The sequence below is a fragment of the Boseongicola sp. genome, from assembly GCA_014075275.1.
Lineage (GTDB): Bacteria > Pseudomonadota > Alphaproteobacteria > Rhodobacterales > Rhodobacteraceae.
On the sequence record CP046179.1, the window covers coordinates 778,687 to 803,110 of the forward strand.

The 24,424-nt window shown below is 56.1% G+C and carries 30 protein-coding genes; 18 read left to right on the forward strand and 12 right to left on the reverse strand.

Going from position 1 to position 24,424, the window contains the following annotated elements; genetic code table 11:
* Positions 1–35: 35 nt before the first annotated feature.
* Entirely contained in the window at positions 36–1,202 is a 1,167-nt protein-coding gene (locus GKR98_03930) for a winged helix-turn-helix domain-containing protein (GenBank protein QMU59958.1), read from the reverse strand.
* A 203-nt stretch (positions 1,203–1,405) separates the two neighbouring features.
* Here GKR98_03930 and yajC point away from each other — a divergent pair, with 203 nt between their 5' ends.
* The 11 genes from yajC (at position 1,406) to GKR98_03985 (ending at position 8,370) form a co-directional block, all read left to right on the forward strand.
* Positions 1,406–1,732, forward strand: coding sequence for a preprotein translocase subunit YajC (yajC, locus tag GKR98_03935; GenBank protein QMU57425.1), 327 nt, complete (start codon positions 1,406–1,408; stop codon positions 1,730–1,732).
* Positions 1,733–1,741: 9 nt separating this feature from the next.
* On the forward strand, positions 1,742–3,403 hold the full coding sequence (gene secD / locus GKR98_03940) for a protein translocase subunit SecD (protein QMU57426.1): 1,662 nt from the start codon (positions 1,742–1,744) through the stop codon (positions 3,401–3,403).
* A gap of 4 nt (positions 3,404–3,407) precedes the next feature.
* Positions 3,408–4,394 carry a protein translocase subunit SecF gene (secF, locus tag GKR98_03945; GenBank protein QMU57427.1) on the forward strand — a complete coding sequence of 329 codons (987 nt, stop codon included), beginning with the start codon at positions 3,408–3,410 and terminating at the stop codon, positions 4,392–4,394.
* Complete coding sequence (locus GKR98_03950; GenBank protein ID QMU57428.1) at positions 4,387–4,710, forward strand: TSUP family transporter; 324 nt, start codon at positions 4,387–4,389, stop codon at positions 4,708–4,710. Before secF ends, GKR98_03950 begins: the two co-directional genes overlap by 8 nt.
* 33 nt (positions 4,711–4,743) lie before the next feature.
* The gene (locus GKR98_03955) at positions 4,744–5,139 is read left to right on the forward strand and encodes a hypothetical protein (protein ID QMU57429.1); all 396 of its coding nucleotides are present in this window, start codon (positions 4,744–4,746) and stop codon (positions 5,137–5,139) included.
* 10 nt (positions 5,140–5,149) lie between these two features.
* The gene (locus GKR98_03960; GenBank protein ID QMU57430.1) at positions 5,150–5,503 is read left to right on the forward strand and encodes a hypothetical protein; all 354 of its coding nucleotides are present in this window, start codon (positions 5,150–5,152) and stop codon (positions 5,501–5,503) included.
* A 122-nt stretch (positions 5,504–5,625) separates the two neighbouring features.
* Positions 5,626–6,249 carry a heme ABC exporter ATP-binding protein CcmA gene (gene ccmA, locus GKR98_03965; GenBank protein ID QMU59959.1) on the forward strand — a complete coding sequence of 208 codons (624 nt, stop codon included), beginning with the start codon at positions 5,626–5,628 and terminating at the stop codon, positions 6,247–6,249.
* Entirely contained in the window at positions 6,246–6,902 is a 657-nt protein-coding gene (gene ccmB / locus GKR98_03970; protein QMU57431.1) for a heme exporter protein CcmB, read from the forward strand. Before ccmA ends, ccmB begins: the two co-directional genes overlap by 4 nt.
* Positions 6,903–6,957: 55 nt before the next feature.
* Positions 6,958–7,686, forward strand: coding sequence for a transcriptional regulator (locus tag GKR98_03975; GenBank protein QMU57432.1), 729 nt, complete (start codon positions 6,958–6,960; stop codon positions 7,684–7,686).
* Positions 7,686–7,838, forward strand: a complete 153-nt coding sequence (ccmD, locus tag GKR98_03980; protein ID QMU57433.1) for a heme exporter protein CcmD — start codon at positions 7,686–7,688, stop codon at positions 7,836–7,838. The genes GKR98_03975 and ccmD overlap by 1 nt, the downstream gene beginning before the upstream one ends.
* Positions 7,831–8,370, forward strand: a complete 540-nt coding sequence (locus GKR98_03985; protein ID QMU57434.1) for a DsbE family thiol:disulfide interchange protein — start codon at positions 7,831–7,833, stop codon at positions 8,368–8,370. The genes ccmD and GKR98_03985 overlap by 8 nt, the downstream gene beginning before the upstream one ends.
* 311 nt (positions 8,371–8,681) lie before the next feature.
* Here GKR98_03985 and GKR98_03990 read toward each other — a convergent pair whose 3' ends face one another.
* The 3 genes from GKR98_03990 to acnA form a co-directional block, all read right to left on the reverse strand.
* Complete coding sequence (locus GKR98_03990; protein ID QMU57435.1) at positions 8,682–9,080, reverse strand: hypothetical protein; 399 nt, start codon at positions 9,078–9,080, stop codon at positions 8,682–8,684.
* 208 nt (positions 9,081–9,288) lie between these two features.
* On the reverse strand, positions 9,289–9,543 hold the full coding sequence (locus GKR98_03995) for a hypothetical protein (GenBank protein QMU57436.1): 255 nt from the start codon (positions 9,541–9,543) through the stop codon (positions 9,289–9,291).
* Positions 9,544–9,706: 163 nt separating this feature from the next.
* Positions 9,707–12,394: an aconitate hydratase AcnA gene (acnA, locus tag GKR98_04000; GenBank protein QMU57437.1), complete on the reverse strand. Its 2,688-nt coding sequence runs from the start codon at positions 12,392–12,394 to the stop codon at positions 9,707–9,709.
* 232 nt (positions 12,395–12,626) lie between these two features.
* Here acnA and GKR98_04005 point away from each other — a divergent pair, with 232 nt between their 5' ends.
* Positions 12,627–13,316 carry a DUF1223 domain-containing protein gene (locus tag GKR98_04005; protein ID QMU57438.1) on the forward strand — a complete coding sequence of 230 codons (690 nt, stop codon included), beginning with the start codon at positions 12,627–12,629 and terminating at the stop codon, positions 13,314–13,316.
* 9 nt (positions 13,317–13,325) lie between these two features.
* Here GKR98_04005 and GKR98_04010 read toward each other — a convergent pair whose 3' ends face one another.
* The 5 genes from GKR98_04010 to GKR98_04030 all read right to left on the reverse strand — a co-directional run bounded on the left by GKR98_04010 (position 13,326) and on the right by GKR98_04030 (position 17,542).
* Positions 13,326–14,228 (reverse strand): lauroyl acyltransferase, encoded by a 903-nt coding sequence (locus GKR98_04010; protein ID QMU57439.1) that lies wholly within the window; start codon positions 14,226–14,228, stop codon positions 13,326–13,328.
* 79 nt (positions 14,229–14,307) lie between these two features.
* Positions 14,308–15,357: a flagellar motor switch protein FliG gene (locus tag GKR98_04015; protein ID QMU57440.1), complete on the reverse strand. Its 1,050-nt coding sequence runs from the start codon at positions 15,355–15,357 to the stop codon at positions 14,308–14,310.
* 63 nt (positions 15,358–15,420) lie between these two features.
* Positions 15,421–15,936 (reverse strand): hypothetical protein, encoded by a 516-nt coding sequence (locus GKR98_04020; GenBank protein QMU57441.1) that lies wholly within the window; start codon positions 15,934–15,936, stop codon positions 15,421–15,423.
* A 55-nt stretch (positions 15,937–15,991) separates the two neighbouring features.
* Entirely contained in the window at positions 15,992–16,162 is a 171-nt protein-coding gene (locus tag GKR98_04025; protein ID QMU57442.1) for a hypothetical protein, read from the reverse strand.
* Between the two features lie 72 nt (positions 16,163–16,234).
* Entirely contained in the window at positions 16,235–17,542 is a 1,308-nt protein-coding gene (locus GKR98_04030) for an adenylosuccinate lyase (GenBank protein ID QMU57443.1), read from the reverse strand.
* Positions 17,543–17,640: 98 nt separating this feature from the next.
* On the opposite strand from GKR98_04030, the gene GKR98_04035 reads away from it, so the two are divergent.
* From GKR98_04035 to zapE, 6 genes are all read left to right on the forward strand, one after another.
* Positions 17,641–17,952, forward strand: coding sequence for a hypothetical protein (locus tag GKR98_04035; GenBank protein ID QMU59960.1), 312 nt, complete (start codon positions 17,641–17,643; stop codon positions 17,950–17,952).
* The gene (locus tag GKR98_04040) at positions 17,949–18,377 is read left to right on the forward strand and encodes a trigger factor (protein QMU57444.1); all 429 of its coding nucleotides are present in this window, start codon (positions 17,949–17,951) and stop codon (positions 18,375–18,377) included. The genes GKR98_04035 and GKR98_04040 overlap by 4 nt, the downstream gene beginning before the upstream one ends.
* Before the next feature lie 97 nt (positions 18,378–18,474).
* Entirely contained in the window at positions 18,475–19,074 is a 600-nt protein-coding gene (locus GKR98_04045; GenBank protein QMU57445.1) for a biotin transporter BioY, read from the forward strand.
* 135 nt (positions 19,075–19,209) lie between these two features.
* Positions 19,210–20,376: an amidohydrolase gene (locus GKR98_04050; protein QMU57446.1), complete on the forward strand. Its 1,167-nt coding sequence runs from the start codon at positions 19,210–19,212 to the stop codon at positions 20,374–20,376.
* 62 nt (positions 20,377–20,438) lie between these two features.
* On the forward strand, positions 20,439–21,560 hold the full coding sequence (locus GKR98_04055; protein QMU57447.1) for an NAD(P)-binding protein: 1,122 nt from the start codon (positions 20,439–20,441) through the stop codon (positions 21,558–21,560).
* A 40-nt stretch (positions 21,561–21,600) separates the two neighbouring features.
* On the forward strand, positions 21,601–22,680 hold the full coding sequence (gene zapE, locus GKR98_04060) for a cell division protein ZapE (GenBank protein QMU59961.1): 1,080 nt from the start codon (positions 21,601–21,603) through the stop codon (positions 22,678–22,680).
* 111 nt (positions 22,681–22,791) lie between these two features.
* Here the strand turns inward: zapE and GKR98_04065 are convergent, their stop codons facing one another.
* The 3 genes from GKR98_04065 to GKR98_04075 all read right to left on the reverse strand — a co-directional run bounded on the left by GKR98_04065 (position 22,792) and on the right by GKR98_04075 (position 24,403).
* On the reverse strand, positions 22,792–23,538 hold the full coding sequence (locus GKR98_04065; protein ID QMU57448.1) for a triose-phosphate isomerase: 747 nt from the start codon (positions 23,536–23,538) through the stop codon (positions 22,792–22,794).
* Between the two features lie 52 nt (positions 23,539–23,590).
* Positions 23,591–23,980, reverse strand: a complete 390-nt coding sequence (locus GKR98_04070) for an iron-sulfur cluster assembly accessory protein (GenBank protein QMU57449.1) — start codon at positions 23,978–23,980, stop codon at positions 23,591–23,593.
* A 63-nt stretch (positions 23,981–24,043) separates the two neighbouring features.
* Positions 24,044–24,403: an SUF system Fe-S cluster assembly protein gene (locus GKR98_04075; protein QMU59962.1), complete on the reverse strand. Its 360-nt coding sequence runs from the start codon at positions 24,401–24,403 to the stop codon at positions 24,044–24,046.
* Positions 24,404–24,424: the final 21 nt, after the last annotated feature.

Genomic DNA, 24,424 nt, shown 5'->3' on the forward strand with positions numbered 1-24,424 from the left:
ATTTGACATTAAGACCGCCGTATAACTTTCTGTTATCACGGGCTCCACTGGACTTTATCAAATCCAACAAAACGGCGTAGACGATCAAGTTCAGCTGCGAGTTTCTCATGGCGTGATGCTGGCCATCTGACGCGGTCTTCGGGCCAAAAGTTGATGACGTTCAGGGTTGATGCCTTGCGGTCGGTTTTGATTTCGATGCGCCCGACAAACCGGCGGCCTTCGAGAATTGGGAAAACATAGTAGCCCCAAACCCGTTTTGCGGCGGGGACGAACATTTCGACGCGATATTCAAAGCCGAACAGCCGATTGAGGCGATTGCGATTGCGTATGACCGGATCGAAGGGATTGAGGATGCGCAGCCGAGATGTTGTGGGCTGAAGGTCGGCCAAACGTTCTTCGATGTCAGCGGTTGCAAGTCTATCAACCCATTCGCCGTCTGCGGATTGGACTTGAACGGGAACAAGCGAGCTTTGATTGGTGCTGACCCAGTCTTTGACTTCGTCGGATGTGACCGCGTCCCAGTAACGTTGGATGTCGCCGGGCGCGGCGAACCCCATGCGGTTGAGCGCGGCATTGCAGAGCCAGTCGATCTGATCGGCCTCGGGCATATTGGCTTTATGCAGGTTTTCGGGGAAAATTCGCTCTGCCAGATCGTAAAATTTGGTGAAATTGACGCGATGGCAGGTGGCGAGCTCGCCCGCATACCACATGTAATCCAGCGCCATCTTGTGCGGCGGGCGCGTCCACATTTCCTTTGAGCCGTCAATTGTGCTGTTGAAGGATTTGGTGGACAGGGCACCCTCGGTGCGAATGCGATCTTTGATGACCTCGCGCGCTGCTTCGTCCGGCAAGCCCTTGAACCAACCGGAACGGTCATAGAGTGCTTTCATGCGGCTGAATTGTCTTTGCCACATGGGCAAAAACTCCATGGGGATGACAGATGCGTCGTGTGTGAAATGTTCGAATATGGCCCGATCTTTGGCCATAAGTTTGTCGAGCATCGGTTCGCGATAGTTTTGGTTGCGGCTCCAAAGGATGTGGTGGTGCGCACGGGCAACGACCTGGATGGAATCCAGTTGCACGAAGCCGAGACTCTTGATGGTCTGAAGGACATCCGGCTGGCCGGTTGGCGTTTGCCCAAGCCCTTGCAATTGCAGCCAAAGTTGGCGGGCGGTCTTATTGTCAATGCGCAGTGGCTGCATGGGATCTGCTTTAGTCTTGGGGTGACGGGATGGCGCGGCGCGATTATGGGGTGATTTGGCGGCATGAGCGCGGATCATTCAAGCGCAAAAGGTGGTGTTTTTAGCATGCTCCCTTGCTTGCCAACCAATTCGCCCACAGATAGGGTCTGCGCCAACGTCAAACAGGGGGCAACGCGCCCTTATAACAACAAGGATTAAAAGCCATGTTCGTCACGCCTGCTTATGCTCAGGCCGCTGGCGGCGGGGATGTTTTCACCTCGCTCGTCATCCCGATGGTGCTGATTTTCGGTATCATGTATTTCCTGCTGATCCGGCCGCAGCAAAAGAAACTGAAAGAGCATCAGGCGATGGTCGACGGAGTGCGCCGTGGTGACCAAGTTGTGACTGCCGGTGGCTTGTTGGGCAAAGTGACCAAAGTTAAAGACGACGGTGAAATCGAAGTTGAGATTTCGCAAGGCGTGAATGTGCGTGTCGTCAAGCATACGCTGACCCAGGTACGTTCGAAGACCGAGCCGGCCAACAAAAACTAAGGGGCTTTCATGCTTCAGATTGCAGCCTGGAAGCGCGTCCTGATCTGGACGGTTTGTCTTGCCGGGATCCTTTTCGCATTTCCGAATGGTTTCTATACGCGGGTTGAGCATCACAATGATGCGCTGGCCGAGATCGAAGTTTTGGGCGAGACGCCAGAACGGTTGGTGGCGGCGTCAGAGTGGCCGTCTTATTTGCCCAATTCGCTGGTCAATCTGGGGCTTGATTTGCGCGGTGGTGCGCATTTGCTGGCCGAGGTTCATCTGGAAGACGTCTATGTTGAACGGATGGATGGTTACTGGTTTCTGGCGCGCGATGCGCTGGTGCCGTTGCGTGATCAGATTGGCTTTGTCGAACGGGATCGCACGGCGCCTGAAGGTGAATTGCATATCCAGATTTCAAACGCGGCCGGGTTGGACGCAGCAGTGGCAGCAGTGCGTGCCTTGGCACAGCCGGTTGCCAGTCTGACCGGGATTGGCGCCTTTGACATTGATGTGGCCGGGCAGGGCAATCGGTTGATCGTCACGCTATCCGAGGCCGAAAAGCTGGCTACGGATAACCGCACGCTTCAGCAATCATTAGAGATCATTCGCCGCCGTGTGGATGAAGTTGGCACGCGTGAACCGACCATTCAACGACAGGGTGCCGAACGGATTTTGATCCAGGTGCCGGGCATTGGATCTGCCGGCGAGCTGAAAGATCTCATTGGAACGACGGCGCGGTTGACATTTCATCCGGTGATTTCATTTGCTGGATCGCAGACGGTTGCTGCCCCGGGTGAAATCCTGCTGCCGGATCTTGACGACTCGAGCCAGTTTTATCTGCTGGAAGAAACTGCCGTGCTGTCCGGCGACGATCTGGTGGATGCGCAGCCTGGGTTTGATCAGAACGGACTGCCTTCTGTAACGTTCCGGTTTAATCCCTCGGGCGCGCGGGTGTTCGGGCAGTTCACTGCAGAGAACACCGGGGCCTTGTTTGCCATCGTTTTGGATGACGAGGTAATAACGGCGCCGCGGATTAACGAGCCGATTATGGGTGGATCGGGGCAAATCACCGGGAATTTTACGGTTGAGAGCTCGACGCAGTTGTCGATATTGTTGCGGGCAGGTGCACTGCCAGCAGAAATGACGTTTCTGGAAGAGCGAACCATTGGGCCGGAGTTGGGTCAAGACAGCATTGATGCTGGACGCATCGCCTGTTTGGTAGCCTTCGCGGCGGTGCTTGCATTCATGACGCTGAGTTACGGATTATTCGGGATATTTGCCAATATCGCGCTGGTGCTGAACGTTGCGTTGCTGTTCGGAATACTGTCGGCCATTGGTGCGACGCTGACATTGCCGGGCATTGCGGGGATCGTCCTGACCATTGGTATGGCGGTGGACGCCAATGTGCTGGTTTTCGAGCGGATACGCGAGGAGTTGAAGTCGGCGAAGGGGCCGAGCCGGGCGATTGAATTGGGTTATGAGCGGGCTTTGAGTGCGATCATCGATGCCAATATCACCACGTTTATCACTGCGACGATCCTGTTTGCCCTGGGATCGGGGCCGGTTAAGGGGTTCGCGGTGACGCTGGGGATCGGAATCATGACCTCGGTCTTCTGCACCATCTTTGTGACGCGGCTGTTGATTGTCATGTGGTTTGAACGCAAACGCCCGAAGACAATCGAGGTTTGATGTCATGAGATTGAAACTTGTTCCAAGCGAAACAAACATCGACTTCTTCCGCCATGTGAAGATCACCATGGGATTTTCGATCGTCGCAATGATCGCTTCGATCCTGTTGTGGATATTCGTCGGCCTGAATTTCGGCATCGATTTCCGGGGCGGCACGACTGTTCGGACGGATGCGGCTCAGGCGGTGGATGTGGGTGCATATCGTGATGCGGTTGAAAGCCTGAACCTTGGGGATGTGTCGATTTCCGAGGTTTTCGACCCGACATTTGACGAAAACCAGCATGTCTCCATGATCCGTATTCAGGCGCAGGATGGTCAGGAAAGTGTGACCAGTGTCGTCATCGATGAAATTCTGGTGGTTTTGCAGGCGGTGGATCCGAGCATCACCTTTGCTTCGGTGGAATCCGTGGGGCCAAAAGTGTCCGGCGAACTGATCCAGACGGCAGTGATTGCGGTTCTGGCGGCACTGGCGGCGATCCTGATTTACATCTGGTTGCGGTTTGAGTGGCAGTTTTCTGTTGGGGCCGTGGCGGCTTTGTTCCACGACGTCATTTTAACCATCGGCGTGTTCAGTCTTTTGCAGATCCGATTTGATTTGGCGACGATTGCCGCACTTTTGACCATTGTCGGCTATTCGATCAACGACACGGTGGTGATCTTTGACCGGCTGAGAGAGAACTTGCGCAAGTTCAAGAAGATGCCGTTGCAGGACGTCATGAACAAGTCTGTGAACGAGACTTTGTCGCGGACATTGATGACATCGGTGACGACGCTGTTGGCGTTGATTGCGTTGCTGATTCTGGGTGGCGATGTGATCCGTGGCTTTGTATTCGCGATCACCTGGGGTGTGATTGTTGGCACATATTCCTCGGTCTATGTCGCTAAAAGCGCGGTTCTGTTCCTGGGCGTCAAGCGCGACTGGTCCAAGCCGGATGCAGGTGGTCCTGGCGGCGGCGGTGCTGGAACTCAATTCGCGAATATAGATGCTTGAGCCATTGGCAGAAGCTCTGGCGACGTCAGGGCTTTGGCTGATCGGAGTTGGAGCCCTGCTGGCAGGCATAGTCCGTGGCTTTACCGGATTTGGTACTGCAATGGTGTTTCTGCCGTTTGCGGCACAGGTTCTGGGGCCGTTTGAAGCCCTGACAGCGTTGATGATCATCGATTTGACAGCGCCGCTAATCCACGTGCGGCGCGCGTTGCGAGAGGGGCAACCCGGCGATGTATTGCGTTTGGGGGCCGGAGCAATGCTTGCGGTTCCGGTGGGTATATATTTGTTGTCACTGGTGCATCCGGATGTGTTCAGGTGAAGCGTTTCGCTGGTCGCTGTGGGGCTATTGGCCTTGCTTATTTTGGGTGTGCGCTATCGCGGAGAACTGACCCGCGCGATGATCTTTGGCACCGGCGCCTTGGGTGGGCTTTTTGCCGGAGCGGTGGGTTTGCCGGGTCCGCCTGTGATCATGTTATACATGGCGTCGACCCTTCCGGCCAAAGTGGTGCGCGCCAATCTGACGCTTTATCTGATTGTTGCAGATATCATTCTGGTCTGTGTGTTGTGGCTGGGGGGATTGCTTGTCTTGGCGGCAGTGGCGACGGGCATCTTGATGATTGTGCCGTATTTGTTCGGGAATTGGATTGGCGCCGTGATGTTCCGCCCGGAGGTCGAGAAATACTATCGAACGACGGCCTATGTGATCATTGCGGCTTCGGCGATAATGGGCATTCCGTTTTGGGATTGAGGAGGTCGTGATGCGCGTCAACGAAGTGACATATACCGACGCTGTGCCGGTAGACGGTTATGGGGTCGGTTTCTTCCGTCTTGGTGGTGAAGTGCAGGATGGGGCTGTGTTGATTATGGGTTCTGGTGCTGTGTCCTGGGGCGGGTTTGACGATAGCGCCGGGCTGGTGGCGGCAGCTGGCGAGCTGGATGTGGTTTTGGTTGGCACCGGCGCGGACATCGCCCACATACCGGCGGTCTTTCGCGAGGCAGTGGAAGCGGCAGGGATTGGTGTTGAAATCATGGCGACGCCACAGGCTTGCCGGACCTATAACGTGCTTTTGGGTGAGGGGCGTCGCGTTGCTCTGGCGGCATTGCCAGTTTGAGAGGCCTAATTTTTATGCCTCCGGCGGGAGTATTTTCCCCAAAAAGAAAGCACAATTTTACTTAAATTTTAGGCGCTACTGGGTCGTGGACAATATCGGTGGTTTGGGCCATGCCTTTGTCGATGGTTGATGCAGTGCTGAAAGTGAGTGGTTTGAGCTGTGCCCGGGGTGGGTTGACGGTTCTGGACGGCGTGGAGTTTCAGGTTGGTGCTGGCGAGGCCATCGTTCTGCGTGGACCGAACGGGTCGGGCAAGACGACGCTTTTGCGCACGATTGCGGGGTTGCAGGCCGCTGACACCGGCGTGATCGAAATTGCACCGGACAGTATCGCTTATGCCGGTCATGCCGATGGGATCAAAGGCACGTTGACGGTGGCTGAAAACCTCACGTTCTGGGCGGGCATGTTTGGAATGTCTGGTGTGATGGCTGCGCTGGAAGGGTTCGACCTGGTTGATTTAGCCGAGCGTCCGGCACAGGCATTGTCGGCCGGGCAGAAGCGCCGGTTGGGATTGGCGCGATTGTTGGTGACAGGGCGGCCGGTATGGGCGCTTGATGAACCAACGGTTTCGCTGGATGTACACGCGGTCGCGTTGTTTGGAGCGGTGTTGGAGCGCCATTTGGCGGGGGGTGGCTGTGCATTGATCGCCACCCACATCGACCTGGGCATTGCGGCGCGCGAAATTGATATCTCGTCGTTTAAAGCGCGTGGAGCTCGGCGCGGGACCTTTGACGAGGCGTTCACATGAAGGCGCTTTTGGTCAGGGATTTACGTTTGGCGGTGCGAGCAGGTGGTGGCTTTGGGTTGGCATTGGTGTTTTTCCTGATCGTTACGGTTCTGGTGCCTTTTGGGGTTGGGCCGTCTGAAGCCGTATTGCGTCCCATAGGGCCGGGAATATTGTGGCTTGGGGCATTGCTTGCCTGTCTGTTGTCGCTGGATCGGATATTCGCGACCGATTTCGAAGACGGGTCGTTGGAATTGTTGGCCACGTCGCCTTTGCCGCTAGAGGCATTGGTGGCGGTGAAAGCGCTTGCGCATTGGATCACGACGGGATTGCCACTGACGCTGGCGGCACCGGCGTTCGCAATTTTCCTGAATCTTCCGGGCGAGGGTTATGTCTGGCTGGTCTTGTCACTGGCGATTGGAACCCCTGCGTTGTCAGTGATCGGGGCCTTTGGTGCGGCTCTGACGGTTGGGTTGAAGCGCGGCGGATTGCTTTTGTCGCTTTTGGTTCTGCCGCTCTATATTCCGACATTGATTTTCGGGGCTGAAACTGTGCGTCGCGGGGCAGAGGGATTGGGTGGAGATGTGCCCCTGACATTGCTGGCGGGGATTACGGCGGGGTGCGTGGCGCTGTTGCCATTTGCGGGGGCCGCCGTTTTGCGGATCAACCTGCGATGATCTGCCCACGGGGTCGTGTATTGTGGGACCTGGAGAGCGGGGATAGATAGCTTTCATGTCGCTTTGGGAATATGCAAATCCTCGCCGTTTCATGGCTGTGACCGACCGGGTGGTTGGGCCGGCCTTTGCCGTGTCTGGCGTTTTGCTTGCGGTTGGTCTGATCTGGGGATTTTTCGGCACGCCGGACGATTACCGGCAGGGATCGACAGTGAAAATTATCTATCTGCATGTGCCCTCGGCCATGATGGCGATCAATATCTGGGTAATGATGCTGGTGACGTCGCTGGTCTGGCTGATCCGGCGGCATCACGTGTCAGCGCTGGCAGCTAAAGCTGCAGCCCCGGTGGGTATCGTCATGACATTGATGGCATTGCTGACTGGTGCGATCTGGGGGCAGCCCATGTGGGGCACGTTTTGGGCCTGGGACCCCCGTTTGACGTCGTTTCTGATCTTGTTCCTGTTCTATCTTGGATATGTTGCGCTTTGGGCGGCGATCGAGGACCCGGATACAGCGGCTGATCTGACAAGTATCTTGAGTCTGGTAGGTTCGGTCTTCGCATTTTTGTCACGCTATGCGGTGAATTTCTGGAACCAGGGACTGCATCAGGGTGCAAGTCTTTCGCTAGATAAAGAAGAGAATATTTCTGACGTTTTTTGGTTGCCTTTGCTGGTCTGCATCGCCGCTTTCATTCTTTTGTTCGTGGCGTTGGTGCTGATGCGGACTAGAACTGAAATCCGCAAACGCCGCATTCACGCAATCACCCTGAGACAGAGGGCTGCGTGATGCCTGACCTTGGAAGATATGCAGTTGAAGTCGGGTTGGCCTATGGTGTGTCGTTGGGCCTTTTGATTGCCATTGTCTGGCTGAGTGTCGCCCAGTCCCGTCGGGTCCGAGAGGCGCTGAAAGAGGCCGAGGAGCATTGGAGCGATGGCTAAGTTGCCGCCATTGGCTATTTTGCCGCCCCTGTTCTTTGTGGCGCTGGCAGGTTTGTTTCTGGGAGGCATGTTCCGGTCCAGCCCGGATGCTTTGCCCTCGACCCTGATCGGGTCCCCGGCACCTGTGATTGACCTTGATCCGATGGCTGGGCTGACGCCGTTTGCACGCGAATTGCTGGATGCGCCAGGGGCGAAAATAGTGAACTACTGGGCAAGCTGGTGCGCGCCGTGTCGGGTTGAGCATCCGCAGTTGATGACCATGGCCGATGAGGGCTTGCCGGTCTATGGGGTCAACTACAAGGATGATGTCGGTAAGGCGAAGTCTTTCCTGACGGAATTGGGAAACCCTTATGAAGGGGTTGGAGCCGATCCGCGTGGGCGAATGGCCATTGAATGGGGTGTCTACGGTGTACCCGAGACATTCGTCATCGACGGCAAAGGCAGGGTTGTCCTGCGCTTTGCCGGGCCGATAACTGCTGACATTATGGAAAAGCGTATTCGTCCTGCTTTGGCCGAAGCCTCAGCCGAATAGCCAAATCCCATACAGCAAAATTAGCGCGCCGCCTTCAAGTGGTGGCAGACGCGTTGGCAGAGATCGGGCCACAGCCCGAATCGTATCGGTGATTTGATCTATACTCATTACAACCCCCAGAACTTACACGCGTTATCTATGGACGTTGGCGACTTGTCGGGCGAGGAAACAATGGGTTTCGCGGTTGGTAACGTTGGAATTGGAAACAATTCTGGGAATTTGGGGGCAAAAATGTCTGTGTGGAAACAGCGAATGGCACAGTTCTACTTAGCCGTTAAGCATGCTCAGGGCTGAGAATCGCAGATTGAGGCTCAGTCTGGTAGCGACTCTTTGCGACCATCGTTTCCCAAAAAAAGAGCCAGGAGCATCATTGGAGGGACCGTAAAACACAGAGGAACCGGAATGCCCCAGAGTTGCGGGCATTGGTGGCCGTCGGTCGTAAGCTCAAACGCGCTGAAACCCAAACCGGTAAAAAGCGCAAGCGTGGTGCAAGCGTAGAAAAGCCAGACACTCACTGCTCCGGTCATGGAAAGCGCCCCGAGCATCCCAGCGAAGTAGATCGATACAATGACGCAGGCGGGTTGGTTCAGGACGGGGTAGGTCGGGCAGAAGCCGGGGGTGGCGGTGTTGTAAGCGACGAGGATAAGGGCGCCGGAGAGCATCAGCAGCGCGATGATCATCAGGTAGGTTCGGTTTCTGTTGGACTTCATAGGCGTACCCCTTGTTGGCCAAGTTAACGTCAATTCCGCCATGCTCAAAGAAAAAGCCCTGCTGGAATTAACCTGCGGGGCTTCTATTTGATTAGGTACTTTCAAAGAGTCTTGATGCAGTCCTTAGACACAACTACGCCCACCGATCAGGGCGGGCGATTTGTAGCCTCCGGTATCACCGCAAGTGCTGGTCGAGCTAAACTTATTCTCAATCTTTTAGTTCGAGCCGGAAGCGCACGACACTGGCATTTTCGTCTATCGTACCTCTTGCCTGCTGCGAACCGCGAAGGATGTTTCTGGGTTTGGAGGTCTCTGACTCGACTCTTACTCTCACAACTAGGTCCCAGTCAGAATTATTTGGCTCTTGATTTACTGTTACATTCGCACCTTCATCCGCAGTCGCGGAAAATGCCGATGCTGTCATCACCGTCGCGGCAAGCACCAAAGTGGTGAAAATTCTCATGGTAGTCCCCCTGTTTCTTCAGTTTGACCGTAGGTCAGGCGGGGTTGCTGGTCAAAGGTTTAATGCATTGTTTCCAAAGTCATATCAATGCGGTGAACAATGGCGCATTGCCCAAAAAAAGGCCGGGAGCGAAGCCCGGCCTTTGTCTTGAATATAGGTCGCTTTAGGACGCGGCCAGATCGCGCAGGACGTAGTGCAGAACGCCGCCGTGTTCGATGTATTCTTTTTCGATGGCGGTATCGATCCGGCACTTGATCTCGATGTCTTTGGTTGATCCGTCAGCAAAGGTGATCGTGCAGGGCACGTTCGACAGTGGTTTCAGGTCGCCCTCAAGATCGGTGATAGAGACGATTTCGTCGCCTTTCAGGCCCAGAGATTTGCGGCTGTCGCCATTTGTGAATTCGAACGGGATTACGCCCATGCCGACCAGGTTCGAGCGGTGGATACGTTCGAAGTTTTCGGCGATCACTGCTTTGACCCCCAAAAGCGCGGTGCCTTTGGCGGCCCAATCACGGCTTGAACCGGCGCCGTATTGTTCGCCGCCGAAGATCACCAGCGGTGTGCCCTGTTCCTGGTAGGCCATGGCGGCGTCGTAGATTGCCGCCTGTTCGCCGTCGGGACCAAGGGTATAACCACCTTCAACACCGTCCAGCATCTCGTTCTTGATGCGGATGTTGGCGAAGGTGCCGCGCATCATGATCTGGTGGTTGCCGCGGCGCGATCCGTAGGAGTTGAACTCGCGCGGGGCGACCTGACGGTCAGTCAGATAGCGGCCTGCCGGTGTGCTTTCCTTGAACGAACCGGCCGGTGAGATGTGGTCGGTGGTGATCATGTCGCCAAGGATGGCCAGTACCCGTGCGTTTTCGACATTGGAGATAACGCCGGGGTCTTTGCTCATGCCCTGGAAGTAGGGTGGGTTTTGGACATAGGTCGACGTTGCGGGCCAGTCGTAGGTCTGACTGTCGGTGGTTTCGACCGATTGCCATTTCTCGTCGCCGGTGAAGACTTCGGCATATTTCGAGGTGAAAGCTTCGCGGGTAACGGTGGCTTCAACCAGTTCCGCGATCTCGGCCTGAGTTGGCCAGATGTCTTTCAGGTAGACGTCGTTGCCGTTCTGGTCTTGACCCAGCGGTTCCGTTGTAAGATCGATGTCCATGGTGCCAGCCAGCGCGTAGGCGACGACCAGCGGTGGTGAGGCCAAATAGTTGGCGCGCACATCCGGGCTGATCCGGCCTTCGAAGTTGCGGTTGCCGGACAGGACCGAAGTGGCCACCAGATCGCCGTCGGCGATGGCTTTGGAAAGCTCGGGCTGGATCGGGCCAGAGTTACCAATACAGGTCGTGCAGCCATAGCCGACCAGATTGAAGCCGATGGCGTCGAGGTCTTCTTGCAGGTTGGCGGCTTCTAGGTAGGCCGAGACGACCTGGCTGCCGGGGGCCAGAGATGTTTTAACCCAAGGCTGGCGATCAAGACCAAGGGCGCGTGCTTTGCGGGCGACGAGGCCCGCGCCGATCATCACATAGGGGTTTGATGTGTTGGTGCACGACGTGATCGAGGCGATCACGACCTTGCCCGAATTCATCGTGTAGTCTTCGCCATCGACGGCCACTTCTTTGCCCATGGGGCGTTTGAAGGTGTTCTCCATCTCGTTGGTGAAGGCCGATTTCGAGGCGTTCAGGGCAACGTAGTCCTGTGGGCGCTTTGGGCCGGAGATGGCGGGGACGATGGTGCCCATGTCGAGGGTCAGAGTGTCGGTGTAGACCGGTGCATAATCATCGCCGCGCCAGAAGCCATTTTCCTTGGCGTAGGCTTCGACCAGTGCGATGCGGTCTTCTGAACGGCCCGTGGTGCGCATGTAGCGGAGCGTTTCGCCATCGACTGGGAAAAAACCGCAGGTCGCGCCGTATTCCGGGGCCATGTTTGCGATAGTGGCGCGGTCGGCCAGTGGCAGCGTGTCGAGGCCTTTGCCGTAAAACTCGACGAATTTGCCCACAACGCCTTTGGCGCGCAGCATTTCGACGACTTTCAACACGAGGTCAGTGCCTGTGGTGCCTTCGACCATGGCACCGGTCAGTTCAAAGCCGATAACCTCGGGGATCAGCATGGAAATCGGCTGGCCGAGCATGGCGGCCTCGGCCTCGATCCCGCCAACGCCCCAACCCAGAACAGCGAGGCCGTTAACCATTGTGGTGTGGCTGTCGGTGCCAACGAGGGTGTCGGGATAGGCAACTTCGCTGCCATTCTGATCCTTGTCGGTCCAAACGGCTTGAGACAGGTATTCCAGGTTGACCTGGTGGCAGATGCCGGTGCCCGGTGGCACGACGCGGAAGTTGTTGAATGCCGACTGGCCCCATTTCAGGAAGGTGTAGCGTTCAAGGTTGCGTTCATATTCGCGATCCACGTTCATCTGGAAGGCGCGGGGATTGCCGAACTCGTCGATCATGACCGAGTGGTCGATAACCAGATCAACGGGGTTCAGCGGGTTAATCTTTTCGGCGTCGCCACCAAGGGCCACGATACCGTCGCGCATGGCGGCCAGATCGACCACGGCAGGCACGCCGGTGAAATCCTGCATCAGGACGCGGGCAGGGCGATAAGCAATCTCGCGTGGGTTTTTGCCGCCTTTGTCGGCCCATTCCGAAAAGGCCCGGATGTCGTCAACCGAAACCGTCTTGGCATCTTCGAACCGCAGCATGTTTTCCAGCACGACCTTCAGGGCGGCGGGCAGGCGGGCGAATGAGCCGAGACCTGCGGCTTCTGCGGCCGGGATAGAGTAATAGTCGACGGACTGTGCGCCGACAGACAGAGTTTTGCGGGTGTTGGAAGAATCGTGGCCGACGGTAATGGGCATAGGGCAATCTCCGGGTTTTTCGCAGAAATGCGGCTGGTTTTGACGCGGGAATACTCCCATGAATGGGGGTGGCGCAAGGGGGGTGCGTCGATTTTGTATACCATGGTGTACAATTTGCGTCGTGAAGATTCTGTAACGCACTCTCGCAAAACCTTGATTGGTATCGCGCGTTGGTCTGAGTTACTCACAATTGCGGAGTGGGCGTAAGTTTGGGATGACAGATATGGTGCGAATGAGTGCAATCATAACGGCGGTTTGGGCTGGCTTTTCCGAATTGGCTGTGGCTGAGAGCCCGGTTGTTGTTGAGCTGTATACGTCTCAAGGATGTTCGTCCTGTCCGCCGGCTGACAAATTGCTGGGCGAAATTGCGCAGCGCGATGACGTAATCGCATTGGCCCTGCATGTCGATTATTGGGACTATATTGGTTGGAAAGATGAATTCGCCGATCCAGCTCATACAGTGCGCCAGCGCGGCTATTCACATGCCGCCGGGAAACGTACGATCTATACGCCGCAAATGGTCATTGGTGGGCGCGATCATGTAGTGGGTTCGCGGCCCATGAAGGTTTTTGAGCTGTTAGAAGACCATTGGAAAACGCCATACGCCGCCGATGTGAGGCTTGAGCGCAACGGCAATCGCGTTACCGTTCGAATTTCTGCAGAGAGCGGTATGCCATCAGGAGGCGCATTGGTTCAACTTGCGACATTCCGAGAAAAGGAAACGGTAGATATACGCCGTGGCGAAAACCGTGGACGCACGCTGACCTATCACAACGTTGTCGGGCAGATGATTGAGATCGGAGAATGGAACGGGCGCGGAACGTATCGTGCATCTATTCAGGTGCCTGCAACCACTCCGATTGCAGTTTTGGTCCAACAGCCGAATTACGGTCCGATGCTTGGTGCGGCGCAGCTCAAGTAAATCGAGTTTTCAGTCTTTTTGGCTGTCTAACACTCTATGGTCGTGTAGCTTCCAACGGCGATGGACCCAGAACCATTGATCGGGGTATTTTCGGGCAATGGCTTCGACGCTGTCATTATAGGTCTGCATCATTTCCTCCGGCGACGAAGCCGGAATTGGCTCGTCAAAGAATATTTCAAAACTGAGGCCATCTGATTTGCGTCGTCCATATACCGGAATGAGGGCGGCATTGAATTTCAGCGCCCATTCAGCAGCCGTTTGCGGCGTGTGAGACGGTTGATCAAAAAAAGATTGAACGGGCGCGCCGAGCTTTGCAACGTCGCCGACAATGCCGATGATGCCGCCATCGCGCAAATGTTTTGCTAACGCAAAAAGCCCTTTTTTGTTTGTCGGAAATACCGGTTCGGCGATGGCAGAGATCGCCTCAACGTAGTGTTTGTTGAAGCCGGTGTTTCGCATTGGTTTGTAAAGTGCTGCCATGGGAAAGCCTTGACGCACCAACGCCCCGCGTATGGCATCATAATTACCAAAGTGTGCGGTCAAAAGGATAACAGGTTTGTTAGCCTTTCGCGCTGAATGCAATGCTTCCAGTCCCGGGCCGCTTTGTGGAGTGTTCATGGCTTGCGAAACAAAAGCTTCGCCAGAGTAAATTTCGATCAACGTGCGACCGGCGTTGTCAGGGACTGCGCGAACGATGCGTTCTACTTCAGACGGTTGCAGATCAGGCAAAGCAAGAGCCAGGTTGTCACGGATACGTTTGCGCCAACCAGACAGTGGAGCCACAAGCGCGCTCATAACCCAACCAACAAATGGCACGCGGGCGCGATAGGGTATCAACAACGCGCCGCGCAATACCATTAAAGCAGCGAGATTTTGAACGCGGTTGGCAAGTGTGATTTTATCGGAAGCCATAAGAACCGGACGGCAGTTTCATGGTGTCCTAGATAGAAGTCCGGGCCCTGGGGCACAAGGCGTTCAGAGAGTGTTTGGCTTATGCATCGTTTGCGGTCAGGAAAATTTCGCCTTCGCCTTCGAGTTTGTGAACTGCGTTGACGATACGGCGCATGGACTCTTCGCAATCTTTGACAGTTGTGCCCTTTTTTTCGGAACCTTCGGATCGCAGATTTTCGGCCATACGTTGAGAAATATGCTCAAGCAAGAATTCGACTGTTTTGGCATCGTCGCCTTCGGTGGCCGCGATAACTGTGATCAAGTCTGCTTGTTCGAGGTCGCGATGGATGCGGGCCACATCGCGCGGCGAAACGCGCTCTGGGATGTTGGCAAAGGTGAAAATGGCTTTGCGCACCTGTTCTGCAAACTCGGCATCTTCGTTGTCGAGGCCGGTCAGTACATCGTCGCGCACTGAGGCCGGGGAATAGTTCAGGATCGCACCAACACGGGTGACCGGTCCATCAGAGAATGCGCGGGCTGGGCGGGTGTCGAGTTGTTCTGCAAGGCTGACGCCGATGCGACGCACGACTTCGGGCGCAACGGACCCGGTCAGTGACACGGCGTAGGTAATTCGGCGGGCCAGTTCGCCGGGCAGATGGCTGAGAAGATCGGCAGCTTTCGAGACCTTCAGCTTCGACAGGACTAGGGCGGCGACTTCCAGAGACTCATTTTCCAGAATGGGGGCGAGGCGTTCGTTTTCGACGGCGTCCAGCGTTTCCCAGGGGTCGCCGTTGAAATCGCCGCTGGACATGCGGCGCACGCGGCTGGAGGCGCTGGCGCTGATCACGCCATCCAACAGATCAAGCGCGCCATCAATCCCGGTCGGGAAAGAGAGGCCAATGCGTTCAATTTGTTCCGAAAATTCTGAGGCGACGGCGCGAACTGTATCCTGATTTACGGGCGTCATACGGGCCAATTGCACTGCCAGTTCAGTTTGCAGGCTTTCAGGCAATTCCGAGAGCGCGGGCACCGTGCCGGATTGCAGCAGAAGGCGGACGACAATTGCCGCCTTTTCACGCCCGCTTAGATTCACGACCGGCAAAGCAGCCCCAAGTGCCGGAATATCCGGCAGCGCCAAATCGAGTGACATCCTCACGCCTCCATTGCCAAAGGGATAGCGTGCGGGAGGTTAAGACTTGGCTACTGTGGGCAATTAATATGCGGTTGAATTGGTTTCAATCGTCAGGCGCAGGGCGGTTTCGGGCCAACTGATGCGGCCACCGCGTTGGCGGATTTCGCTAAGTTGGTTTTGGGCACCTGAAATATCGCCATTTTCAGCGAGGCCCTGACCGTAATAGGAACGCGCCAGAAGGTTGTTTGGATTGGCGGTGAGGGCGGCTTGGTAAAGGCTTTCAGCTTTTGACCAATTGGCTTCGGCGCGGACCACAAAGCCTTGATATGTCAGAACCTTATGGGAAGGCTGCATGACGTTCAGCACGCGGGAAGCATCATCAAGACGGCCCGCCCATGCAAGTTCGCGCGCGTTCAGATAGAGGCTGGCTTGATCGTTGGTCGAATCTTCGGGGGCCACGCAGGCTTCAATCTTGTCGTCCCATATTGTGCCATGGGCGCAGTCCTGAGTAGTTTCGGTGGGCTTGGGCGGCTCATCAGAGCCTTGTTCGGTCCCGACGGCATGCGCGGCGGTTGTCAGGAAAAAGGACGCCGCCAAAGGAAAAAGGGCGGCCCTTAGGGAACCGCCCAAAACTATTAACGAGGGAATGGTGTTAGCCGGTTGTCGGGACGCAGCGATGCGCCTCGGCGTCATAAACAGACCCAACGGCGCAGGACATCACAATCTGTTCGTCCTTTGCGTGGCCAAAGCCGCAGCCCATCGCCATGGCGAGGGTTGGCGACATTGCCAGGGCCAGAGTGGCCAGAAGCAACTTGGTCTTCATCGGTCTCTCCTTCTTGCTCGTATTCAGAAGGTAGCACGAGTTGGCCTTAGGTCAAAATCACGTTGCGGAGTGTCAGGCTTCGCCAAACACGCGCTTGAAAATGGTGTCGACGTGTTTGGTGTGATAGCCGAGGTCAAATTTTTCTTCGATTTCAGCTACGGACATTGCGGCGGTAACGTCCGGGTCGCCCTTAAGTTCTGTCATGAAGTCGGCGCCTTCTTCCCAGACCTTCATCGCATTGCGCTGCACCAGACGATAGCTGTCTTCGCGGCTGACGCCCTTTTGGGTCAGGGCGAGGAGAACACGTTGCGAATGAACTAGGCCCCGGAACTTATTGAGATTGTTCATCATGTTGTCAGGATAGACGACGAGTTTCTCGATGACGCCGGTCAGGCGGTTCAGCGCGAAATCAAGGGTGACGGTGGCATCGGGGCCGATGCCACGTTCAACGGAAGAGTGCGAAATATCGCGTTCGTGCCAAAGCGTGACGTTTTCCATTGCGGGCACCACGGTCATGCGGACGAGGCGGGCGAGGCCGGTCAGGTTCTCGGTCAGGACCGGGTTGCGCTTGTGCGGCATGGCGGAGGAGCCTTTTTGGCCCTTCGAGAAGAACTCCTCGGCCTCCAACACCTCGGTGCGCTGCATATGGCGGATTTCAGTGGCGACGTTTTCGATCGAGCTGGCAATGACGCCCAAGGTTGCAAAGAACATTGCGTGGCGGTCGCGGGGGATGACTTGGGTAGAAATTGGCTCGGGGCGCAGGCCGAGTTTTTCGCAGACGTATTCTTCTACTGCCGGGTCGATGTTGGCGAAGGTGCCAACAGCACCGGAAATTGCGCCAGTGGCAATTTCAAACCGTGCTTTTTGCAGACGGTTCTTATTGCGGTCCATCTCGGCGTAAAAGCGCGCGAAAGTGAGGCCCATGGTGACGGGTTCGGCGTGGATGCCGTGGCTGCGGCCAATGCGGACGTCCGTTTTATGTTCGTGCGCGCGGCGTTTCAGAGCGTCGAGCAGCTTGTCCATATCGGCCAGAAGGATATCAGCGGCGCGGACCATCTGGACGTTCAGTGTGGTGTCGAGAACGTCTGACGACGTCATGCCTTGATGGACGAAACGGGCCTCGTCGTTGCCGATGATCTCGGCCAGATGGGTCAGAAAGGCGATGACGTCGTGTTTCGTGACGGCTTCAATCTCGTCAATGCGGGCGACGTCGAATTCGACATCTTTGGCTTTCCAGACGGCATCGGCGTTTTCGCGGGGGATCACGCCCAGATCAGCCATGGCGTCGCAGGCGTGGGCCTCGATTTCATACCAAATGCGGAATTTCGTTTCGGGCGACCAAATAGCGGTCATTTCCGGGCGGGCGTATCTGGGGATCATTTTCGGGCCTTTCGCTTCCACGCGCCCAGCGTTTAGACTGGCAGGCGGTGAGGGACAAGGAGTGCCGCGTGCGCCAGATTTTCGCAGTCTTGATATTGATGGGTTCGCCAGCTTTTGCCGAGGATTGGGTGGTGCAGGACGGGGACGGGATTCGTGCCGCTTTGGAAGGGCGCGTGGTAGATTACGACGATGCTTGGCAGGATTTTCGCGTCTCTGGGAGGACGCTTTACAACGCGGGCGAGAATTCCTGGGGAAACTGGGAAGTGCGCGGCGACCGGTATTGCAGCCAGTGGCCGCCGTCGCAGGGTTGGGACTGTTATGAGTTAGACGTAAGTGCTGATGGATCGGGCGTGCGATTTCGTGGTGAGCACGGGGATACTTATGTCGCGACCTATCGGGGCACGGAATGAGCGGGTTGCCGTCATTGGCCGCACTAGAGGGGCGTTGGGTGTTGGAACGAGTCATCCGCCATCAGGATGGGCGCGAGGATGTGTTTTCGGGGCAATCCAGCTTCAAACGGTCGGGGCCGCGGATGGTTCAGGATGAAGATGGGGTTTTGACGCCAGCACGTGGAGGGACGTCAATGAAGGCGACGCGGCGCTATGTATGGGCGAGTGCGGGCAACAGCGTCGAAGTGGCGTTCGAAGATATGCGACCATTCCACTCGATTCCGCTTGGCACGCCGACGCCCGGAACAACCTGTCTGTGTCCGCCAGACCGGTACGAAGTGTCTTATGATTTCAGCGCGTATCCTGAATGGACGTCAACTTGGGACGTAGAGGGGCCACGCAAGGCCTATCGGATGATCAGCACATTCAGGCGCGACAATCTGTAAGGAATGTAAGCGCTGCCATCGCTTGCCGAAAATCGGCTGACGTGGGATAAGCGCGGCGAAACGACCAACAACGTTACATAAAACGAGGGAAAGCCCCATGTCTGCACTTAGCGCACGACCGGTTTTAAGCGATATTTTTGGCCCGCAGTCGGGTTCGCAATTGCGCATCAAGCAGATTGCATTGGTAATTCTTGGCGTTGCAGTTCTGGCCATTGCCGCGAAGATCCGCATTCCGGTGTGGCCGGTTCCAATGACCATGGGCACGTTTGCTGTGCTGACCATTGGTGCGGCCTACGGCCCGCGTTTGGGTCTTGGCACCATTCTGGCCTATCTGGCCGTTGGCGCGCTTGGGTTTAACGTATTTGCCGGTTCTGATGCCGAAAATAACGGTCTGGTCTATATGATGGGCGGCACCGGTGGTTATCTGGTGGGCTATGCTTTGGCGGCAATGGCGCTAGGGTATCTGGCGACGCGCGGTTGGGACCGGACGATGGGTTGGATGGCGCTGGCGCTGCTGATCGGCAATGTAATCATCTATGTTCCAGGCCTGTTGTGGCTGGGTCAGCTTTACGGTTGGGACAAGCCGATCCTTGAATGGGGTCTGACACCGTTCATCGCGGGTGACGTGCTGAAATTGGCACTGGCTGCGCTTCTTGTGCCTGCTGTCTGGAAGTTTGTGGGCAACGCCCGCAGCTGATCTCCAATAGTGCGCCGCGCATATGTGCGGCGCATTTTCCCCGGGGCTTTGCCCCGGCTTGCTGCGCAGGCCCCTCCAGAGTATCTCCGAGCAAAAGAAGTTTGTGCGATACCTGAAAAATGGAGGCAGCTGCCCATGGCCATTCGCAATCGATTTGCCGAATTGCATTCCGAAATCACCGAGTGGCGGCACGATCTGCATCGCCATCCGGAGATACTTTTTGAAGTTCATCGGACTGCTGGTGTTGTTGCCGAAAAGCTGAAGGCATTTGGGTGCGATGAAGTTGTGACCGGCATTGGGCGCACTGGCGTCGTCGGGTTGATCAAGGGGCGGACCTCCGACTCAGGCAAAGTTGTCGGGCTGCGCGCCGACATGGATGCCCTTCCAATCCACGAAGAGACCGGAGTGGAATACGCCAGCGAAACCCCAGGAGCCATGCACGCCTGCGGACATGACGGGCACACGGCAATGCTGTTGGGTGCCGCAAAATATCTGTCTGAGACGCGAAATTTTGACGGCACAGTTGCGGTGATTTTTCAGCCCGCTGAAGAGGGCGGCGGCGGAGGTCGCGAGATGGTTGATGAAGGGCTTATTGATCGTTTTGGGATCAGTGAAGTCTATGGCATGCACAATTGGCCAGGCACGCCAGTTGGTGCCTTTTCCATCCGTCCGGGTGCGTTTTTTGCGGCGACGGATATTGTTACCATAACGTTGACCGGGCAGGGTGGTCATGCCGCCAAGCCACATGAAACTGTGGATCCTATCATTGTGGCCAGCCAGATCGTTTTGGCATTGCAGACCATTGCCAGCCGTAATGCGAATCCTCAGGATAATGTTGTCGTTTCGATCACGTCGATTGAAACATCGTCGAAAGCGTTCAACGTCATTCCAGAACGTGTTCATATCAAAGGAACCGTGCGAACGCTGGACGGTGCCGTGCAGGACATGGCCGAGCAGCGATTGAAAGAGATTGTTACCCATACGGCGACGGCGTTCGGAGTGAATGCCGAGATTGATTATCTGCGCAACTATCCGGTGATGATAAACCACGACATTGAGACCGAACATGCTCAGGCGGCGGCACGCAAGGTGTCGGGCGATTGTGCGGTTGCCGATATTACAATGGGCGGCGAGGACTTTTCTTTCATGCTGAACGCCTGTCCGGGTGCCTATATTCTGGTTGGCAATGGCGACACCGCAAGCGTTCACAGCCCCGACTATGATTTTAATGATCAGACGATTCCGGCTGGATGTTCCTGGTGGGTAGAAATGGCCGAAAGCAGACTGCCGATGACGTCGTAACTGGTACGGCGGGTTGCCCGCCAATTGTTGTATGAGCCAAAGGTTTTGGTGCGAGGACCGTTATGAAGATCACAATTGCAGGCGCGGGCATTGGCGGTTTGGCGGCGGCGATTGCCCTGCGCCGAAAGGGGCATCAGGTGCGCGTCTGCGAGCAGGCAAGTGAGATTTCCGAAGTTGGTGCCGGTATTCAGATCAGCCCGAACGGCATGGCTGTTTTGCGCGCGTTGGAAGTTGATCAGGATCTAGATGATGTTTCGGTTCGTGCAACTGCTGTTCGCCTTATCGATGGACCAACCGGCAAGCCGGTTCTGACATTGGACTTGGCGCGACATGCGCCTGACCTGGATTGGCGTTTTGTGCACCGTGCGCGCCTGATCGAACTTCTGGCCGCGCGCGCCACAAGTCTACGGGCGGCTCTTGAGACCGGTGTAACGGTTGAGCCGCCCCTGGATGGTTCGGCGATGCCCGGCGATGATCTTTTGATCGGTGCCGACGGGTTGCACTCGCGGTTGCGTGCAAAAGTCGACGAAGCCTCAAAGCCATTCTTCACAGGACAGGTCGCCTGGCGGACTGTAATTCCGGGAACCGGGGCTCCTGTTGTCGAAGTGCATATGGGGCCGGGTCGGCATTTGGTATCCTATCCTTTGGCGGGAAACTTGCGCAATATCGTTGCCGTTGAAGAACGTAGTGCCTGGGCGGAGGAAGGCTGGAGCCACGAAGATCATCCGGCCAACTTGCGGGCAGCGTTCACGGGATTTTCTCCAAGAGTTCAAGCATGGTTGCATGACATTGAAAGCTGTTTTCTTTGGGGATTGTTCCGACATCGAGTTGCGGATCGCTGGCATGCGGGCGCGCAAGTTTTGGTGGGCGACGCAGCGCATCCGACCCTGCCATTTTTGGCGCAGGGGGCAAATCTGGCGTTGGAAGATGCTTTTGTGTTGAGCGAAGCATTGTCGGGTGCAGAATTGCCAGATGCGCTCACCAACTATCAGTCGCTTCGCCAAGCTCGGGCTGCGCAGATCATCGAAGCGGCAACCAAGAACGCACGTAATTATCACTTGCGACACCCCCTGATCCGAAAGTCCGCCCATGGTATTCTGAGAATGGTTGGACGGATTGCCCCAGCACAACCATTGAAGAAATTTGACTGGCTTTATCGGCATGACGTAACCGCCAAGCACTAGGGCTTTTCTTTCATCTCGGTCCATGTTTGATGTCATTGGTATGAAACCGATTACACAGGCGTATCGAGCGAAGATTGCCGGGTCAGAGCTTACTACTGATCCCGCGCAAGAAGCGCTGCTGCCTGAGCTGGACCGCATCGCGGTCACAGTGGCTGCTGTGCCGGAAAAGGGCAGCAGTCTTGGATGGGTTTTTGCGAAGAAGGCCGAACCGATCAAGGGGCTATATCTTTGGGGCGGAGTCGGTCGCGGGAAATCCATGATGATGGATTTGTTCTATGACGCAGCAAAGATAAAACGCAGCCGTCGGATACATTTCCATGCTTTCATGCAAGAGGTTCAGGCGGCTCTGCATGTTGCGCGCCAAACCGGTGTGGATGACGCGATCAAACCGGTCGCGGACGATATGGCCGACGGTGTGAGGCTTTTGTGTCTTGATGAAATGCAAATCACCGATATCGCCGATGCCATGATCGTTGGCCGCCTTTTTGAACGTATGTTTGAGCGCGGTGTGACAGTCGTAACGACGTCAAACCGTGTGCCGGACGATCTATACAAAGACGGCCTAAACAGGGCACTTTTTCTGCCGTTCATAGATACTATCAAAGAGCGCATGAACGTGTTGCAACTGATATCTCCAAAGGACTATCGTCAGGACCGGCTGGAAGGTGAGCAGGTCTATTTTTATCCTGTTAATTCAGGGTCACGGGCATCGGTCGATGCGATGTGGAAAGATTTGAGCGGGGGACAGTCGCAGGAGTTGGTCTTGTCCGTCAATGGCCGTAAAGTCTCGGTGCCGACGTATGCTAACGGGGTCGCCCGGGTGCAATTTCACGATCTTTGCGGACAACCATTGGGACCGGCAGATTATCTGGCCCTTGCCGAAGCAGTGAAAGTTCTAATTCTGGAAGACATTCCGAGATTGGGGTCAGAAAACTATAATCAGGCGCGCCGTTTCGTGACCCTTGTTGACGCTCTCTACGAAGCAAAGGTTCGCTTGATTGCCACCGCCGCCGATGTGCCGGAACATCTTTACATCGAAGGCGAAGGCAGTTTTGAGTTTGAACGCACCGCCAGCCGTCTGCGAGAAATGCAGTCTGCGGATTGGGCCTCAGACAGATAATCTTTCTTTTTGGCGGAAATACTCCGGGGAGCGCGAAAGCGCGGGGGCAGCGCCCCAAGTCGCGCCAACATCAGTTGGCGCACACGTCGACGCCGTCAGGCGGCGAAACCTTTAGGCTGAACCTAGGGCCGTGATGATCCCACCGAAATCGGCAGCTTTGAGCGATGCGCCTCCGACCAGAGCCCCATCAACGTTGGAAACGGCAAAAATTTCAGTCGCGTTGGACGGCTTCACGGACCCGCCATAAAGTATGCGCATGCCTTCGCCTTCTGATCCAAAGCGCGCCATCAGGCGGCGGCGGATGTCATCGTGGACCGCGCCGATCTCTTCCAGCGTCGGCACTTTGCCGGTGCCAATCGCCCAGACAGGCTCGTAGGCAACAACCGTGTTGGCTGCGGTCGCGCCATTGGGAAGCGAGCCTTGCAACTGGCCGCCCACGATATCAAGGGTCTGGCCGGCTTCGCGTTCTTCCAGTGTCTCGCCGATGCAAATTACGGCGGTCAATCCTGCGCGCCAGGCGGCCTCGGATTTCGCGCGGATGATATCGTCAGTTTCGCGGTGATCAGCGCGGCGCTCAGAATGACCGGTAATGACATAGGTTCCGCCTGCCTCGGCAATCATTTCGGCTGAAACATCACCAGTGTGTGCGCCGGTCGCATTGGCGTGGCAGTCCTGACCGCCCGCAGCGATGGCACTGCCTTTTGCAGCACTGGCCAAACGGTCAAGCAGCGTTGTCGGCGGGCAGATCAGGACGTCGCAATTTGGGGCCGGGTGCGAGGCCATTAGGGCCTCTATCTCGGACAGGCTGGCGCCGGTTCCGTTCATTTTCCAATTGCCAGCTGCAAGTTTCCGACGCATCGATAAGCCTCCCTGAATGGTCGGTTCGACATCGGCCATCAAATGGTTAAGGTCAAGCCTTCGCGACACTTTCGCGTTCGGCTGTCAGATCATCGATATCTTTGAACTTGATCGATTCCCCGCATCCGCAAGCGTCTTCGACATTCGGATTGCGAAATTTGAAACCGGATTCAAGTAAAGCGACTTCATAGTCGATCTCGGTCCCGAACAAGAACATCTGGGCTATTGGGGCGATCATCACACGCGCACCGTCTTGCTCGACGACTTCATCCATCGGATCGATATCCGAGGCATAATCCATAGTATATTCCATACCCGCGCAGCCGCCCTTCTTGACGCCAATACGCAGGCCCTGATGACCGTCACGGTTCATCAGTTTCGCGATTTGTTTGATCGCGGCTGGCGTCATGGAGACGGCTTGTTTTCCGGGTATGCCAAACATGTTTTTGTCTCGGTTACTTCGCGTGTTGAAAGATAGGTCCTATTTCAGTCCTATCCAAGGGGATCACATGAACCCAAGTTCCAGCCGTGCTTCATCAGACATCATTTCCATGCCCCAGGGTGGTTCCCACGTCAGTTCGACGTCGACTTTTTGCACGCCCGGCAGAGGCTCGATTGCTTCGGCCACCCAGCCCGGCATTTCGCCGGCAACGGGGCATCCGGGCGCGGTTAGGGTCATGATCACGTTGACCGCGCCTTCGTCGGCGATGTCGATTGTATAGATCAGGCCAAGGTCGAAGATATTCACAGGAATTTCAGGATCATAGACAGACCGGCAGGCTTCCACAATAGCTTCATGCAGAGGATGTTCGGTTGTGGAGGGCCGTATTAGCGGCGTGCCTTCCAGATGTTCGGTTGTTGTCATGGTCGTGTCCATTATCCCATT